The organism is Bacillus sp. SORGH_AS_0510 (assembly GCF_030818775.1).
Classification (GTDB): Bacteria; Bacillota; Bacilli; order Bacillales; family Cytobacillaceae; genus Neobacillus.
Map to the genome: position 1 here is coordinate 3,828,223 of NZ_JAUTAU010000001.1, position 17,677 is coordinate 3,845,899.

At 36.5% G+C, this 17,677-nt stretch carries 16 protein-coding genes and 2 pseudogenes; 6 read left to right on the forward strand and 12 right to left on the reverse strand.

Annotation, left to right across the window (positions count from 1 at the left end; genetic code table 11):
* Positions 1 to 22: 22 nt before the first annotated feature.
* Positions 23 to 1,882, reverse strand: a complete 1,860-nt coding sequence (locus QE429_RS19575) for a monovalent cation:proton antiporter family protein (protein ID WP_307289423.1) — start codon at positions 1,880 to 1,882, stop codon at positions 23 to 25.
* Positions 1,883 to 1,979: 97 nt separating this feature from the next.
* Here QE429_RS19575 and prpE point away from each other — a divergent pair, with 97 nt between their 5' ends.
* Positions 1,980 to 2,720 (forward strand): bis(5'-nucleosyl)-tetraphosphatase PrpE, encoded by a 741-nt coding sequence (prpE, locus tag QE429_RS19580; RefSeq protein WP_307289425.1) that lies wholly within the window; start codon positions 1,980 to 1,982, stop codon positions 2,718 to 2,720.
* Between the two features lie 25 nt (positions 2,721 to 2,745).
* On the opposite strand, the gene QE429_RS19585 is transcribed toward prpE, so the two are convergent.
* The 4 genes from QE429_RS19585 to QE429_RS19600 are packed head-to-tail and all read right to left on the reverse strand — an operon-like array spanning position 2,746 to position 5,523.
* Positions 2,746 to 3,648 carry an RluA family pseudouridine synthase gene (locus QE429_RS19585; RefSeq protein ID WP_307289426.1) on the reverse strand — a complete coding sequence of 301 codons (903 nt, stop codon included), beginning with the start codon at positions 3,646 to 3,648 and terminating at the stop codon, positions 2,746 to 2,748.
* A gap of 15 nt (positions 3,649 to 3,663) precedes the next feature.
* Entirely contained in the window at positions 3,664 to 4,458 is a 795-nt protein-coding gene (locus QE429_RS19590; RefSeq protein ID WP_307289427.1) for an NAD kinase, read from the reverse strand.
* 49 nt (positions 4,459 to 4,507) lie between these two features.
* Positions 4,508 to 5,146 carry a GTP diphosphokinase gene (gene yjbM, locus QE429_RS19595; RefSeq protein ID WP_307289428.1) on the reverse strand — a complete coding sequence of 213 codons (639 nt, stop codon included), beginning with the start codon at positions 5,144 to 5,146 and terminating at the stop codon, positions 4,508 to 4,510.
* Between the two features lie 17 nt (positions 5,147 to 5,163).
* Positions 5,164 to 5,523: a UPF0738 family protein gene (locus QE429_RS19600; RefSeq protein ID WP_307289431.1), complete on the reverse strand. Its 360-nt coding sequence runs from the start codon at positions 5,521 to 5,523 to the stop codon at positions 5,164 to 5,166.
* Positions 5,524 to 5,642: 119 nt separating this feature from the next.
* Here QE429_RS19600 and QE429_RS19605 point away from each other — a divergent pair, with 119 nt between their 5' ends.
* The 4 genes from QE429_RS19605 (at position 5,643) to QE429_RS19620 (ending at position 8,149) form a co-directional block, all read left to right on the forward strand.
* Positions 5,643 to 6,230 carry a CYTH domain-containing protein gene (locus QE429_RS19605; RefSeq protein WP_307289432.1) on the forward strand — a complete coding sequence of 196 codons (588 nt, stop codon included), beginning with the start codon at positions 5,643 to 5,645 and terminating at the stop codon, positions 6,228 to 6,230.
* Between the two features lie 104 nt (positions 6,231 to 6,334).
* Positions 6,335 to 6,745, forward strand: coding sequence for a globin domain-containing protein (locus tag QE429_RS19610; RefSeq protein ID WP_307289433.1), 411 nt, complete (start codon positions 6,335 to 6,337; stop codon positions 6,743 to 6,745).
* A complete protein-coding gene (locus tag QE429_RS19615; RefSeq protein WP_307289435.1) occupies positions 6,717 to 7,607 on the forward strand; it encodes a ClpXP adapter SpxH family protein in 891 nt (296 codons plus the stop codon). The genes QE429_RS19610 and QE429_RS19615 overlap by 29 nt, the downstream gene beginning before the upstream one ends.
* A 368-nt stretch (positions 7,608 to 7,975) precedes the next feature.
* On the forward strand, positions 7,976 to 8,149 hold the full coding sequence (locus QE429_RS19620) for a hypothetical protein (RefSeq protein ID WP_307289436.1): 174 nt from the start codon (positions 7,976 to 7,978) through the stop codon (positions 8,147 to 8,149).
* A 290-nt stretch (positions 8,150 to 8,439) separates the two neighbouring features.
* On the opposite strand, the gene pepF is transcribed toward QE429_RS19620, so the two are convergent.
* The 5 genes and pseudogenes from pepF to spxA form a co-directional block, all read right to left on the reverse strand.
* Positions 8,440 to 10,257, reverse strand: coding sequence for an oligoendopeptidase F (gene pepF / locus QE429_RS19625; protein WP_307289437.1), 1,818 nt, complete (start codon positions 10,255 to 10,257; stop codon positions 8,440 to 8,442).
* 129 nt (positions 10,258 to 10,386) lie between these two features.
* A complete protein-coding gene (locus QE429_RS19630; protein WP_307289438.1) occupies positions 10,387 to 11,598 on the reverse strand; it encodes a competence protein CoiA in 1,212 nt (403 codons plus the stop codon).
* 127 nt (positions 11,599 to 11,725) lie between these two features.
* Positions 11,726 to 13,238, reverse strand: a pseudogene (gene cls, locus QE429_RS19635) (cardiolipin synthase).
* Positions 13,239 to 13,312: 74 nt separating this feature from the next.
* A complete protein-coding gene (gene mecA / locus QE429_RS19640; protein WP_307290892.1) occupies positions 13,313 to 13,984 on the reverse strand; it encodes an adaptor protein MecA in 672 nt (223 codons plus the stop codon).
* A 277-nt stretch (positions 13,985 to 14,261) separates the two neighbouring features.
* Positions 14,262 to 14,657 carry a transcriptional regulator SpxA gene (gene spxA, locus QE429_RS19645; protein WP_307289440.1) on the reverse strand — a complete coding sequence of 132 codons (396 nt, stop codon included), beginning with the start codon at positions 14,655 to 14,657 and terminating at the stop codon, positions 14,262 to 14,264.
* A 577-nt stretch (positions 14,658 to 15,234) separates the two neighbouring features.
* Here spxA and QE429_RS19650 point away from each other — a divergent pair.
* Positions 15,235 to 15,420, forward strand: a complete 186-nt coding sequence (locus tag QE429_RS19650; RefSeq protein ID WP_307289442.1) for a hypothetical protein — start codon at positions 15,235 to 15,237, stop codon at positions 15,418 to 15,420.
* 208 nt (positions 15,421 to 15,628) lie between these two features.
* Here QE429_RS19650 and QE429_RS19655 read toward each other — a convergent pair.
* Positions 15,629 to 16,568: pseudogene (locus tag QE429_RS19655) on the reverse strand (ABC transporter ATP-binding protein).
* Positions 16,569 to 17,663, reverse strand: a complete 1,095-nt coding sequence (locus QE429_RS19660; RefSeq protein ID WP_307289444.1) for an ABC transporter ATP-binding protein — start codon at positions 17,661 to 17,663, stop codon at positions 16,569 to 16,571.
* Between the last annotated feature and the right edge of the window lie 14 nt (positions 17,664 to 17,677).

A 17,677-nucleotide genomic window follows, 5' to 3' on the forward strand; every position in this document is an offset into this window, starting at 1 on the left:
AAATGAAAAGTATACATATTTTTTAACATATCTCACAGAATTCTAGTTCCCTTTTCAACTCATCCACATATTCCTTTGTTCCAGTGACAATTAAGCGATCATGCATCTGTAACTCCGTGTCGCCGTGCGGAACGATAGAATCTTTCCCTCTAAAAATCCGGACAAATATAATATCTCCAGTAAAAGGGAATCTCCTGAGATGCATACCATCGAACTGAGCATTCATCATCACAATTTCATATAATCCTGCCTCTTGATTCGTTAGAATGTTTATTAAAGTTGGCGACTCAATCATAGCTCGTAGTAAAGCTTTTGACGACATAAAGGCAGAGAATACCTCAACAGCATGTTCTCTTAAGTTTTGCTCTAAATCAGGGCTTTCGATTCGAGCAATAACCCTAGGAACACCCTTCTCTTTAGCAGCAATAGATAGAGTAGAATTAAGTTCCTCATCTCCTGTTGAAACCACAACAATTTCGGATTGAAAAACGTTTGTTTTCTCAATCGTCTCAATTGAATAATCGGTGAGTTCCACAATTTCAAACAGTGAATCCGCAATTTGCTTATCAGATTTCTCCATTTTAGTATGATATAGCACAGGATCATATAATCCTGACTTTAATTCCCTTGATACCGGCAATGTAACCTGATTCGCCCCTAAGAAAGATACACTAACTTTCTTCCCACCTGCGACTTCTTTAGGGAACAGCTTTTTAAAAACAATCGGTGTAAATATTGACGTAATTACAGCAACTAGAATGAATGTCCCCTTCATCTGCTCTGTAATAACTTCAATTCTCTCCCCAATCGTTGCAGCAGCAATAACCAGTGATAGGGTTGACGTAAGTAAAAAACCAGAGGAGATGACTGTCTTCAAGTCATACCAAATCTTAAGTAGATATACTGGAACAAGCTTCGATAACAAGAGGCCAATCAGAAGAAGTGGAATTAATAATAAGAGCTTTTTTTCACTAAACAGGGACCATACATCTAAATTGACACCTACCATAACAAAAAAGATGGGAATCAAAAAGCCATAGCCAAAGGAATCCAGTTTATGTACTAAATCCTGATTAGGAGATAATAACGAAACAAGAACACCTGCAAGGAAAGCACCAAGAATATTTTCTGCCCCAACGGTTTCTGATAATCCTACTAACACAATGATGAGTGTAAAGACTGCTCTTGTACCGATTTGAACGGTACCTGTTGAAAGGTTTTCAATAATTGACCTGTTTTTAAATCGTTTCCCAACAAAATATAAAAGGACCCCCGCAGCAAATAGTATTAGTAAAAGCCAGGTGTTCCCATGTCCAGCTTCATAAAGTGAAACAAAAACAGCCAGCAAAATCATGGTCGCGAGGTCTGCAATCACGGCAATTAATAAAATTATTTGACCGATGACTGTTTTCATTAAATGGGCTTCTTTAAGGGTGGGAACCACCACACCTAAAGAAATAGTCGAAATAATTAGGGTCATTAAGAAGGCATTGTCAATAAAGCCCATCATAACAAATAAATAAGATAACCCAAGTGAAAAAATGAAAATACCTGCGAAAATGACTGAGGCAACTATGAAGGTATTAGGTTCTCTTTTTCCATTTGGCAGTTGGTCACGTTTTTTACTTCCCGAAAAAGAAGAAAAATCGATCTCAAGACCACTTAAAAACATAAGAAAAATAAATCCGAGAGTAGACAGTGTTGAAAGCCACATGTCCTCATGTACGACATTAAAACCGCTTTTTCCAATAATCAATCCTACAATAATCTCAGCTACGACAACTGGTATGAAATTCATTTTAAAGCGATGCAGGAAAATCGGCGTTAAAAATGCCATGGTTACAACAATAAGCAAAGAAATAACGGAAACATGCTGTTCCATTTTTTGTTCCTCCTCTCGAATCCTTCTTAGTATGAGGATTCTTTTTTATAAAAATAGATTTTTTCACAAAAAATAAGTGCCAAAGGGGGAATTTATAATGAAAATTGATATCATCGGAGATATTCATGGATGTTTGCATGAATTTAAGAATCTTACCCTTGAGCTTGGGTACAACTGGGATAGTGGAGTTCCTATCCATCCACAAGGCAGGATTCTTGGTTTCGTAGGTGACTTAACCGACCGCGGACCGGAATCCCTTCAAGTAATAGATATTGTTTGGAAGCTCGTCATAAAGAAAAAAAAAGCATTTTATACGCCCGGAAACCATTGCAATAAATTGTACCGATTTTTTCTTGGTAATAAAGTACAGGTTACACACGGTCTCGAAACCACTGTTGCAGAATATGAATCATTATATAAAAAAGAGCAAGAGTCCATGCGTAAAAAGTTTATCGAATTGTACGAAAAAGCTCCTCTTTATTTAGTATTAGACAAACAAAAGCTTGTTATCGCACATGCAGGAATTAAACAGGAATTTATCGGACAAACCCATTCAAACGTGAAAACATTCGTCCTTTATGGTGATATTACGGGTGAAAAGCATCCTGATGGCTCCCCAGTTAGAAGGGATTGGGCGAAAAAGTATCATGGCGATGCTTGTATTGTTTACGGACATACGCCGGTTAAAGAGCCGCGTATTATCAACAATACATATAACATTGATACCGGGGCGGTATTTGGCGGAAAACTAACTGGACTAAGGTACCCTGAAATGGAACTCGTTTCTGTTCCTTCTACTATGCCATATATCGAGGAAAAGTTTAAACAATTTGATTAGAACACGGGTAAAAGGAGGCTGACCTCTATATGTCAGCCTCCTCTATTATTGCACGTAAATCCACAGGTAATGGTGCTGTAAATGACATTTCCGTTCTCAAGAAGGGATGCGTGAACGTAATTTTTTTACAATGAAGTGCTTGCCTATTAATCAGAGAAATATCTCCACCATATAGATCATCACCTAGCAAGGGATGGCCCATAAAGGACATATGTACCCTAATTTGATGCGTCCGGCCTGTTTCTAGCTGCAATTCAACATGTGTAAAGGTCTGATACCTTTTGATGACATGAAAATGTGTACATGCATATTGTCCGTCGTCACGAACCTCTCTTTCAATTATGCTGTCCTCTTTTCGTCCGATCGGTTGCTTAATGATTCCATCATCAGCTCCGATTAAACCACCTGCAAGAGCTTCATACGTCCGCTTCACTAACCCCTTCCGCTGCATCAAGCTAAAAAGATGATGAACATGGCGATGTTTCGCGACCAACACAATCCCAGATGTATCCCGATCTAGACGAGTCACGATATGCGATGTTGCAATAAGCCCCTTTCGCTGATAATAACCCACCAATGCATTCGCAAGGCTGCCCGAAGGATGTTCCCTAGATGGGATTGTATTCATCACTGCCGGCTTATTAACAACAAGCATGTACTCGTCTTCGAAGAGAATGTCCAAAGGGATACATTCTACCATCATCCCTTCACTTGGACTCTCAAGTGGAAAAAGGATGCTTAAATGATCCCCTGTTATTAATTTATAGCGGACATTTACCTCTTTTCCATTGACTTTAATACTCCCACCATTAAACTTAATATCAGTTAAAGCAGTTCGTGAAATCTCTTCTTCCTTTAAAAAATCCTTAATTAGCATATCTGAATGGTGTGAATCAATTACCCATTTCAATTGAAACTGAGACCCCATGAACTTCCCTCCGGATTAATCTGAAATAAATGAGTCATGCACTCTTTTCCAGAAAGGAAACGGCCTAAACCGGGCAAAACGGATTTTTTCTTCTGGAACCCTAAATTGGATGGATTTAACATCCTTGTGTAAAAGCGTTAAGTGATCAATGGTTATTTGAAAATCTGACCGATTCACAGGTTTTAACATACATGTATGATGGGCTGGAAGAATAAGCGGAGAGCCTACCGTTCTAAAAACCTTGTTATTTATAGAAGCCATCTCTGCTACTTGAATAGCAGAAATCGATGGATGGATAATTGCCCCGCCAAGTGCTTTATTATAAGCTGTACTACCTGATGGAGTAGAAACACATAATCCATCGCCACGGAAACGTTCAAAATGCTGCCCACGAATTTCCACGTCCATAACAAGTGTTCCTTCTACACTTTTTACTGTTGATTCGTTCAATGCTAAATATCTTGATTCTTTCCCAGCGTGTGTATAGCGAATAATGACTTCAAGGAGTGGATATTCCACTACCTGATAAGGAGTTTTGGCAATAGCGATCACAAGTTTTTCAATTTCATCAGGTATCCAATCTGCGTAAAATCCCAGGTGTCCCGTATGAATTCCGACAAATGCAGTTTTATCGAGTCGCTTACTATAGCGATGGAAAGCATAAAGCAGCGTTCCATCCCCTCCAATAGAGACAACAATATCCGGTTGGTCTTCATCATACGTAAGATCAAAATCAAGTAAATAGGTCCTCATTTTGTGCATCAAGATATTTGATTTTTGATCTCCTTTTGATGTAATGGCAAATTTCATATTTGTTTGCTCCTTGTATTGAATGGATTTCAAAAGGTGGTCTAGAGGTTTAGCTTTTTTCTTCTTGCTTCACTTCTTTTTTCATTGTAAAAAAAGCTTGTGCTTCTTGAATTTCTCCCCGAATCAAAGACATCTCTTCATCCAATCGGAAGGCAGCCTCTGCGGCACGTTGAAGTCTCATCTTGATATCACTTGGAAAAACTCCTTTATATTTGTAGTTCAATGAATGTTCTATGGTTGCCCAGAAGTTCATTGCCAAGGTTCTAATTTGTATTTCTGCTAAGATCTTCTTTTCTCCATGAATCGTTTGCACAGGATAACAAATCACTACATGGTAGGATCGATACCCACTAGTTTTTTTATGTGAAATATAATCCCTTTCTTCCACAATTTCAAAGTCATTCCTATTTCTCAACAAATCGACTACTGTATGTATATCATCGACAAACTGGCACATAATCCGCATCCCAGCAATGTCCTGCATTTCCTCTTCTATTCGTTCGAGCGGAATCCCTTTTTGATTGGCCTTATCTAATATACTCGCAATTGGTTTTACTCTTCCTGTAACAAACTCAATAGGTGAATGAGTAGAATCCAAATCGAATTGACCTCTCATTCCCTTTAATTTAATTTTCAGCTCTGCCACAGCTTGTTTATACGGGGCTAAAAATAGGTCCCAATGCTTCATGATTCCACCTCAATCAACTAGAATAAACTCTCTACTTTAGTAACCATTTCCGTCCCATAATTACTGTTTCCTTTAATATTATTAATGACATAATCAAATTCATCATGAAAACTACTCAATTCAATATGATCCCCATTTGAGTGAATCCATACCGGCAGGTTCTTTTCAAGTACTTCCTTTAAAGAAGGCCAGATTTGTTCTGGTAAAACAATGTATGTATAATCTTCTTGATTCTCCATTAAATAAATAAAGGAGTACTGATCAGAGTCCACCAGAATTTGTTCACTTGGGATCAATCCATTAATTGGTTCATTTGTTTCTAATAAAAGCTTTTCTTCTGTTATGATTGCATTTAGTATAGTAATTCGTTTTTTCATTGTTCGACCTCCATCTTTCACCTTCCTATTTTAGCACAATTCATTCATTTCTCCCAAGGATTGCAGTTCAGATTAGAGATGTGTGAAAAATATGATTCATAATCGAAAGGAAATCACTTATGTCACAAAATATTGAAATAGAATTTAAGAACATGCTCACTGAATGTGAATATAAAAGACTTTTAGTTGAGCTCCAAGTAGATCAAAAACAAATTTTCTCACAGGAAAATCACTACTTTGATACACCAGATTTTGCATTAAAGGAAGCTAATTCTGCTCTTAGGATCCGAAAAAAGGAACTATATTATGAGATGACTTTAAAGCAGCCAGCAACTGTTGGACTCCTAGAGACTAACCAGATCCTAACAGAAGAGGAGGTAACCACCGCTCTTCAACACGGTAAACTCCCATCAGGAGCTATTCAACAATTAATAGAAGCTAATGGGGTACCTTTTTCGGAAATTAAATATTTCGGTTATCTTTTAACACATAGAGTAGAAATGCCCTACGAAAAAGGATTACTTGTTCTGGACCATAGCACATATCTAAACAAAGATGATTATGAATTAGAATTTGAAGTGGTAGATTTTAATGAAGGTCAGCTTGTTTTTAAAGAATTTCTTGCTCGCTTTCAGATTCCTGAGCGCAAAACGGAAAATAAAATTCGCCGTTTTTATCAACAAAAATATAAAATGAGCGAATGGTAAACATTAATATTGTGTTTAATCTCTATTTTAAAGCAATAAATTTGAGATATGATAACGCCATTGATAAAATTAAAAATACAAAAAGGTTAAAAGGAGTTGTCAACATGATTGAGAAAAAGCTAACACCATATGAGGCCATTGGTGAAGCTTCATTGCACCGTTTAGTCGATACATTTTATGGCCTTGTTGCACAACATCCTGATCTAGCACCAATCTTCCCAAATGAATTCACAGAAATTGCAAGAAAGCAAAAGCAATTTCTAACTCAATATTTGGGTGGGCCATCCCTGTATACGGAAGAACATGGTCATCCAATGATGCGTGCACGACATTTGCCATTTCCCGTCACTCCAAAGCGTGCTAATGCATGGTTATCCTGTATGGCAAAAGCTATGGATGAAGTTGGGTTACAAGGTCCAATAAGAGATGATTTTTACGCTAGGCTATATCTTACGGCTCAACATATGGTAAACACGCCAGACGGCGATGAGATTTCAGGTGAAAATCGTGAATAATTCAAAGTCGAACGGTCCCAAGCCGCGTTGCGGTGGAAATGAAAAAAAACCAATTGAAATCTATATGTTTATTAATCCGTTATGTCCTGAATGTTGGGCAATTGAACCTATATTAAAAAAACTAAAAATTGAGTACGGCAGCTATTTTTCAATCAAACATGTATTAAGTGGACGCCTGGTTGATTTAAATTTAAGTAAAAAGAGGAATTATGTAACCATAGCCGATTTATGGGAGAAGACTGCAAGCCGTTCTGGAATGTCATGCGATGGCAGTCTGTGGTTAGAAAATCCTGTTGAGGCACCATTTGTCGTATCCATTGCGATCAAAGCAGCAGAGTTACAGGGAAGACGTGCGGGATTACGTTTTCTCCGAAGAATACAGGAGATGTTGTTCTTAGAAAAACAAAATATTTCTAACATAGAAGTATTAAAGGATTGTGCAAGAACGTCAGGATTAGATGTTGATGAGTTTATCAATGATATTCACTCGGAGAGTGCTGCGAAAGCATTTCAATGTGATCTTAAAATCACTTCAGAAATGGATGTTACAGAAATCCCTACTTTAGTGTTTTTTAATGAAAATGCTGAGGATGAGGGTATAAAGATTGCAGGAACTTATCCATATGAGGTTTATGTACAGATCTTAGAGGAAATGCTTGCTGAGAAGCCTGTTTCGTCCCCTCCACCTCCATTAGAAACGTTTATGAAGTTTTTTAAATTTGTGGCTTCCAAGGAAATTGCCGTTGTGTATAATATGTCTGTTTCACAAATTGAGAAGGAAATGAAAAAATTGCTTCTCAAACAAGTAGTTGAACAAATTCCTGCGAAATACGGCACGTTTTGGAGATATATTGAAGACTAATACAGGTCCAGGTTCAATTGAGCCAGTACCTGTATTTTTTATTCAGCTCTGTTAAAGTTGCCTGTTGAGTTCCGTTCCTTTTCACAGCCTTTAATTTGTTTTTACTAATAAAATAATAAAAAATACCTTGCGGCTATTAACCGCAAGGTATTTTCCTATAATACGAACAAAGGGGATGGGAGAAATTTTTCACGGTCAAACAAAGGGGTATATGTTTGTAGTGATCAACTTCACGCATTAAATATACCATGTGGGTAAAGTGAGTGACAATAAGTTTGTGTGTTATTTCACATAATTGTCAATAAATCATAATTCCAAGTAATGGACAATAGAAATATATTAAGAAACGATAAAGGTGGGCAAATTCTATGTCTAAATTACCTGTTATTGCTATGATCCTTTTTGTCTTTGTTGCCTTTTTCCTCCATTTGTTAGCATTAATGAAAATATTCCCACTCCTTATTAGTACGCCAATTTTATTCCTCGCATTATTAATTATCGTTCACAACATTAACAACCGTAAACGCTTCAGGGGATTTTAAAAAGGATGCTGCTTTCAAGCAACATCCTTTCTTTTTACTAGCCTATGTTAAACATGTCTGTTGATTTCCGCTCCAGGCACGAGCGGTTCGTGGGTGTTTCGGCGAGCCTCCTCGGAGAAACGCGCGCCTGCGGGGTCTCCCCTGAACCATACTCCCACAGGACATTGAATAAGCTTCATCGAGTTAACACCGCACGAAGGAAATGCGTTAGCATTTTCGAGGATCTTCGTGCCTTCCGCTCCAATCAACAGGTTATATAAACCAACCATATTCCTTAACACAGCCTTTTACTATGATAATAATTTCTCTAATTCATTTAGTTTTTCTTCGAATACTTTGCATGCATTCTTAATAGGGTCTGCACTTGTCATATCGACTCCCGCTTTCTTTAACACCTCAATTGGATAGTCTGAGCTTCCCGCACTTAGGAAATCGATATAACGCTTAACAGCTGGCTCCCCTTCTTCTAAGATCTGCTTACTTAGGGCAGTTGCAGCACTGAAACCTGTTGCATATTGATACACATAATAATTGTAGTAGAAATGAGGGATTCTCGCCCACTCTAAACCAATTTCTTCATCAATAATGATATCTTCTTCACCAAAATACTTTTTGTTCAGAGCAAAATAGCTTTCTGTTAAAGCGTCCGCTGTTAATGCTTCATTATTCTGTGCCTTCTGATGAATCAAATGCTCAAATTCAGCAAACATGGTTTGACGGAATACTGTCCCCCTGAAACCTTCTAAATAATGATTAAGAAGATAAATTCGCTTCTGCTCATCATCAATAGTCTTTAGTAAATAATCATTTAGCAAGGCTTCATTACATGTAGAAGCAACTTCAGCAACAAAAATAGAGTAGTTTCCGTACGGATAAGGCTGTGATTTTCTTGTATAATAGCTGTGTACAGAATGACCAAATTCATGTGCGAGAGTGAATAGGTTGTTTACGTTGTCCTGCCAGTTCATTAAAATATATGGATGTGTTCCGTAAGCACCCGACGAATACGCACCACTTCGTTTCCCCTTATTCTCATGAACATCAACCCAGCGGCTTTCGAAGCCTGACTTCAGTATTTCTCCATACTCCTGACCTAACGGAGATAGTCCATTTAGAATTAAATCCTTTGCTTCCTCATACTTAATCTCCATTTTTACATCTTTCACAAGTGGTGTATATAGGTCATACATATGCAGTTCATTAAGACCCAAAACCCTTTTTCTAAGTTTCACATATCGGTGTAAAAGGTGTAGATTCTCATTAATGGTATTAACCAGATTATCATACACACTTTCAGGGATATTATTAGCCGCTAGTGCAGCATGTCTTGCCGAATCATACTTTCTAATCCGTGCATTAAAATTATCCTTTTTCACATTCCCACTTAATGTGCTGGAAAATGTATTTTTAAAGCTTCCATAAGTTTTATAAACGGCTTTAAATGCATCACGCCGTACGCGTTGGTCTTCGCTTTCTAAGAAACGTATATAACGGCCATGGGTAATTTCTACCTCTTCCCCACTCTCATCTTTAATAGAAGGGAATTCTATGTCTGCATTATTAAGCATTCCAAATGTATTACTAGATGCATTCATTACTTCGCTAGCTTCTGCTAGTAACGCTTCCTGCTCAGCTGATAATACATGTGGGCGCTGCAAGTTAATCTCAGCAATCGCATGTTCATAAAGCTTAAGCTCCGGTTTTTCCTGCAAAAAGTTAGCTACCTTCTCTTCCTCAATAGATAGAATTTCAGGAACAATAAATGCAAGCTGACTTCCTGCTTGAGAATAAAGATTTTTCATACGGTCATCCAAACCTTGGTAAAAAGAATTCGTTGTATCTTGATCATAGCGCATATGTGAATATGTATAAAGCTTTCCAATCCGTTCTAGCAGCTTATCCTGGAATTGTAAAGCATTATATAGTGTATCAGCACTTTCACCTAATTTTCCTTCGTATTCCTTAATTCCAGAAATTTGATTCTTCACGTCCTGAAACTCTTTTTCCCACTCCTGATCGCTTGTAAAAATATCTTCTAATTTCCAAGTATCCTCTACAGGTATTTCACTTCTAGTTGGTAGTGACTTTACTGCAGTTTCATTTGACATTTTTCCTTCCTCCATTCAAATGTAGAATTGCGATAAGATTCACTCTTTATTAATATTCTCCTAATCCTTTTAATTTCCTTTCTATTCGTAAGAAAAGAAGAATTACACTCACTATATTATGCCCATCTACTAGTTTTCATTTATGATTTTAAAAAGCAATCCATGTTTTTGGTTAAACCGTACCAAGCTTTCTTCTTTCTCCCTATTGGAATGAGGAATCCATATTTTTTCATTCATTTGAAAACACTTGTCTCCTCTATTAGATAAAATACCAAGCTTACATAAGTACTGAAAATATTCGAATACCGCTTGTAATGGATTCGCGTCCGCCAGCTGCGGCAAATGTCTTAGTACCACTTCATGTCTACCTATTCTCTTATTGAAATAGTTCTTTACTTGATGAAAGGGAATGAATTCGTTAGGGGATTTATTGGCTAGTACATCAAGATAGATAAACGTTTGCCATATAACAGAGGGTGTCTGAATGAGTATCGAATGAGGTACAGGAAGGCCTATCTCAGGCGGTAATAAAAATGGATTGAGGCACTTATTGTAGATTTCAAGAAGAAATTTCTTCTTCATCTGATCCGGATATCTTGTCATATTAAGCATGAACTTATCTACTTCCCTTTTCCAATTTGGCAGTAACATAGTATTGGAAGTATTGGGTAAGAGTAATTTACTAAAATCCATCTTTTCAGATTGGTAGATGCTATGGCGAGTAAAAGCATTTTTTATTGAATAGGGTGTAATTGATTCAAGGAAATGAAATTGTTGTTTTTCGGGGCAGTAAGATGGAATATAATAGGTTCCTCCTGGCAAAGAAGAGCGTAAAAACATATAATGAAAATTTGATAATGAAACAATATCTTTCCTTTTTTGTTCATCTAAGTGACTGCTAGCCATAATCCATATAGGAATGTAATGATTAGCAGTATAGGTTCTTGTTCTCTTACTAAAAATTTCTTCAGGTATTGGCGAGCATTGAAACTCTATCGCGTATTTATGACCGTTGAATTCAAACATAATGTCTGGACGCTGCTGAATTTCTTTATCAAAGTATTCTAAAACTGCAGGAATGTTTTGTTTAATCAGCCACTGATATAATTGTTTTTTTCCTTCTAAGTGATAGTAGGATTCATGATCATAAAATTCCTGACAGGTTCCTCCCCTTTTATGTGCAAAGTGAAATATTCTCTGATCTCCTAATTTTAATTGAACACTTTCTCCGCATATGGGACAAAAAAATTCTTCCTTGCTCCTTAATACCAATAGTGCCTCCTTCTTAAAGTCATAGCCAAGACAAAGTTTTTTTCCCGTCTTTGTTATAGCGGTTAACACATGAACATCTCTCCTTTCTATTATTTATTTCGGCAAATTTCTCGGGAAATCCTGTGTAAAATAAAAGAAAACTCGACAATTGTTGACGAGTTTTCTATATTTGTAACAAATAGGGAGCCTACTTTATTTATAATAGAGGAGACAATAGTCTTGCTGTTGATTCAAGTATACGCAATCCAAAATGTCTCTTTTGGAAGGTATCTAGTTCTAGCATTTTCGCATAATTCAAATCATTTAAGTATTCCTTAACGAGTTTTTCCGTACTATTCGTCCTAAATAAAAAGGCATTTACTTCAAAATTCAAATGAAAACTCCGCATATCCATGTTAGAGGTTCCGATAGAGGCAAGTTCATCGTCTACAATGACAATTTTACTATGCATAAACCCTCGTTCGTATTCATACACCTTTACCCCTGCTTCTAACAGCTCAGGGAAATAGGACCTTGAAGCATGAAAAACGATTCGTTTATCAGGACGATTAGGCACAAGCAATCGGACATCTACACCACTCAGTGCGGCTACTTTGATTGCTGAAAAAATATCTTCATCTGGTATAAAATATGGAGAAGCAATCCAAACATTTTTCTTTGCGGAGGTAATCATAGAGAAAAATATGTTTTTTATGACACTCCATTCGTTATCTGGACCCCCAGCAATCAGTTGAACCCCACCGTGACTAACATGGTCAATTTGCGGGGATAGATATTCTGCAGTTAAAAAGCTGTGATTGGTCATGTAATACCAGTCTTGTAAAAAAATAAGTTGGAGAGTACGAACAGCTTCCCCTCTTAACATTAGATGCGTATCACGCCAGTATCCAATATCTTTATCTCTCCCTAAGTATTCATCCCCAATATTTAGCCCACCAACAAATCCAATATTTCCATCAATAACAATAATTTTTCTGTGATTACGAAAATTAAATTTATTATTTAAAAATGGTAATCTTACTGGTCCAAAGGGTACCGTTTCAATTCCTGCTCCTCGCAGCTCATTAATATATGCCTTAGATAACTTCCAAGATCCAACAGCGTCAAACAGAAACCTAACCTTTACACCTTGATTGGCTTTATCAATCAAGATTTCTTTAATTTCCTGACCAATACGGTCATGTCGAACAATATAATATTCTAAATGAATGTGATGTCTGGCTCTTCTTAATTCCTCAATAATATGATCGAAAGTCTCTTCCCCATTAGTCAATACTTTTGTAGCTGTATCAAAAGAGATCGGACTATTGCCAAGTTTTTGGGCAAGTGTAAATAATCTGCCTTGATGTTCTCCCAACAATCGGCGCTTTTCTTCACTCCTTGGATCATCATCCCCTTCAACTGTAAGAAAAGCCTGCTTATCAAGAAAATATTTTTTCCTAAACATTCTCTCTTTTCGATAATTACGGCCAAATAAAAGGTAAAAAATAAATCCAATAAGAGGAAAGCTTCCTAACACCACTAACCATGTAATGGTTTGTGTAGGATGGCGGTTTTCCAAGAAGATAACAAACACCTATAAAAATGACGGAAAAGGTTATGAAGATACTTAGAAATCCAAATATTCCTCCCTGCAATTGATCACGGAAGAAAAACCATAGTACGGATAAAACCGCTACAAACACTATAACCCTTACTGTGTTTTTCAGATTGCTCACCTGCCAAAATTCCCTAATTAGTCATGATAAAAAAACCGATTTCAGTTTTGAAATCGGTATCCACATTAGCCAAAATGTTTTCTTAACTCTGAAAAAACATTTTGGGATATTATTTCATTCCCATATTCTTGAACACGATGAATCGTAATCTGTGTTTCATAGCCATACTCAAGTAGAATACTTAGGATATCATCAATTTCATCCTCTTCAAATACATCCTCAGGAAATTCCGTATACAGATAATACTTTCCTTCAAAATGATAAAGCTTTGTTAATAAGTCATCTAATCCAGGACGACCTGATAGCATGATAATATCTTCAAAATCTTTAAATACAATAAGAAATTCCAAGACATCTTCCTCTATGAGGATTTCTTCTTCCTCAAGATGAGTTGGATTGAAATGCTGGTCTAACAGCTCTTCAATTTTTTCATCAACTGGAATATCCTTAATTTTATCACTAGGAAGCGGGAGCTCGAACTTTTGACCATCCTTTGAAAGCTGTGCTTTTGTCACAAGAACTTCTAACCCCTTTTCAAGAGCCTGAACTTGTATCCAAAGCGGACCTTCTACGACAAACTCCTCTTCACCATGCACTTCATCCATCATTTCCCAAAAGAGTTCTTCGCTTCGTTCACGATTGTACCAAATTTCTTCGCGATCAAAACCTCTTTCCTCAATATCTCCGTAGGAAATGTAAAATTTGACTGTATTCTCATTAATACGTTCAATCTCCACCATAACCTCTCCCTTCCGTTTACCATATTGAAGGGACATAATACCCCCAAGCAGATAATCCATCATATTTACCTTAAAAAAGGAAAATATTCTTGTACTTTCATTTTATGACAAAAGCACTAATATGGGAAATAAAAAAGGTGAAAAACTAAAAAACCATTATAATGCCTATCGGTTATTTTTATGATAGTTTATTTATTGTAGCAAAATGCCTCTAAAACCACAAATTTTTTGATTTAAATACAAAAAAGACCCTCAAATATGAAGGTCCTTTGAATTAGTTTACCATCCTTTGTGCTTCCCTAAGTTGGAAGGTACGCACTTTTCTTGGTAAAAAACGTCTAATTTCATCTTCGTTATAGCCCACCTGAAGACGCTTTTCATCAATGATAATGGGACGTCGTAACAGACCAGGATTTTCTTTAATTAATCCAAATAAATCTTGAAGGGGCATTGAATCTAAATTCACATTTAATTTCTGGAATGTCTTTGATCTCGTCGAAATAATTTCGTCTGTTCCATCTTCTGTCATTCGAAGAATTTCTTTAATTTCTTCCATGGATAATGGCTCAGAGAAAATATTTCTTTCAGTGTATGGAATCTCATGCTCTTCTAACCATGATTTTGCTTTCCGACATGATGTACAACTTGGTGAAGTGTATAGCGTAACCATTCTATCTTCACACTCCTCTATTATTTACAGATCTAAAGCTACTACTGTATATAAAAACTATTTTTAACAAGATTTTTATTATTGTAATACATTTGTAATTAAAATTATTATAAATAAGGAATTTATATCATTTATTATACACCACTAAAACTAAAAAAGGTATCCCTTTTTCCGAAAATTACAGATAGCCATAAAAACTATCAGTCATACTATATTAGACGAATGATAAGAAGAAAAGTTTCAAAAAATTTACGATTTTAATAAAAATCTTCTACAAATAAAATCCGTCTTTGTTATATTGTTCGTTTCTTCGTTTAAGAACTTTGTGGGTATAATAAATTAATACCGCAATTTACTTTCTTCTAAACATTTTTTTAAGGTTAAAATACATTTTTTTAAATTTATATTCTCAATTACAAATTAGAAATGAAAACGCATACATTTTTTAAAAAAAGTTTGAGTTGATTTAACCATTTTACTCTTTCAATAAAGCTTAAGTTCTTTTAAAATAAATTATAGGGGATATTTTCAAGAATTTACGATAATAAGAATTGTGCAAAATGGAGGGATTTAATTCATGGGAGCTTACATAACAGATTTAACCATTGTTGCTTTATTAATTGTTGGGATCACTGCCCTGATGGGGGTTATTACAAACAGTTTTGGTGAAAAGGTTTTCGGTGGAAAACGCCGTAGTGAATATGTTGACGAAAGTGCGAAATACCAGACAGGCTGGAAAGCTGTTGGTGGGAAGAAAAAATAATGAAGAAAAGCGGAAGCGCCTTGTTCAGCCCCGACAGGCAAATGTTCTTCTGCAAGAAAAGTCGCTCTTTGACTTTACTTGCAGAAGGTTATTTGACCCGAGGGGCTAGGCGTTGGAGCTGGACAATTCGCGAAGTCCAAGTTTATACTTTCCTATAAGATTAGAAAAGAAAAACGATCTCAACTTGTGAGATCGTTCTTTTTTTCTCTTAATGTTTTGATTGTGCTTGATATTGTTTAAATTCTTTTTCTGAGCAAAGAACAAAATGACCTGGTGTAACTTCTCTGAACTCAACTGGCTCATTATCGTCATAATTGTGAGAAGCAGGATCATATGACTTACGTTTTCTCGTTCTCTCACTAATCGGATCTGGAACTGGAATAGCAGATAATAATGACTGAGTATACGGATGAAGAGGATTTTTGTACAACTCTTCTGCCGGTGCTAGCTCAACCATTTTACCAAAGTACATAACACCAATACGATCACTAATGTATTTAACCATTGAAAGGTCGTGTGCAATAAAGAGATAAGTTAACCCTTTTTCTTTTTGCAATTTTTTCATAAGGTTTACGACCTGTGCTTGGATGGATACATCCAATGCTGAAATAGGCTCATCGGCAATGATGAATTCTGGTTGAACTGCTAATGCACGAGCAATACCAATTCTTTGTCGTTGTCCACACACTAAATTCATGCGGATAGCGGTTAGCGTGCTCTCTATTCAAACCAACTGTTTCTAACAGCTTATAAACCTGTTCCAAACGATCTTCCCTTGACTTTGCCAACCCATGAATATCAATTCCCTCGGCAATAACATCTACGATTTTTAATCTAGGATTTAAAGAGGCATAAGGATCTTGGAAGATCATTTGCATTTTTCGGTTAAAATCTTTTAGTTGCTTTCTAGACTTTTTCCCATGAACGTTCACACCGTCATATAAAACTTCTCCACCAGTTGCATCGTACAGGCGGATAATGGTGCGTCCAGTTGTAGACTTACCACAACCAGACTCACCTACTAGTCCCATAACTTCACCTTTATATATATCAAAAGAAACATTATCAACGGCCTTTACTTCGTTCGCTTTACCTTCATTAAAATATTGTTTTAAATTTTTAATTTCAAGTAATTTTTCTTGAGCCATTTACTTTCCCTCCTTTTTTCCAGGGAATTGCCCAGTGGTTACTTTTTCTAATGTAGCAACACCTGCGTTACCTACATATTGGTTCTGCCGCCTCTTAACAGCCTCAGGTGGTTCAACCTTTGGTGCATCCGGGTGTAACAACCACGTAGCAGCATAGTGTGTATCTGAAACTTTAAAGAATGGCGGTTCTTGCTCTAAATCAATTTTCATTACATAAGGGTTACGAGGTGCAAAGGCATCTCCCTTTGGTGGATCCAATAAATCAGGAGGTGTTCCCGGAATAGAGAATAACTCCTCATCATGTGTATCCATGTCCGGCATAGAACTAATTAATCCCCACGTGTATGGATGCTGTGGATTGTAGAAAATTTCATCAGCTGTACCAATTTCTACGATTTTCCCACCGTACATAACTGCTACTCGGTCTGCTACGTTTGCAACAACACCAAGATCATGTGTAATGAAAATGATTGATGTATCAATCTTCTTTTGTAGATCTTTCATTAATTCTAAGATTTGTGCTTGGATGGTAACATCCAATGCAGTTGTTGGTTCGTCTGCAATTAGAACCTTAGGGTTACACGCTAAGGCAATTGCAATAACTACCCTCTGTCTCATACCACCTGAGAATTGGTGTGGATATTGATTCACCCGAATTTCAGGTTTTGGAATACCCACTAGTTTTAATAGGTCAATCGCTCTTTCTTTTGCAGCATGCTTGCTCATGTTTTGATGCTTAATAAGCGGCTCCATTATTTGGTTGCCAATCTTCATAGTTGGATTTAAAGAAGTCATTGGATCCTGGAAAATCATTGAAATATCTTTCCCACGGATTTTTTGCATGTCTTTATCTTTTAACTTTGTTAAATCTTTTCCGTCAAAAAGAATTTCACCATTTTTTATCTCTGAGTTGTGTTCAGGAAGTAGACGCATAATTGACTTAGTTGTTACTGATTTTCCAGAACCTGATTCACCAACGATTGCAAGTGTTTCACCTTTTAATAAATCAAAGCTAACTCCACGAATCGCTTGAACTTCACCAGAAAAAGTATGGAATGAGATATTTAAATCTTTAACTTGTAAAATTTTCTCCATTCAGTTCACCCGCC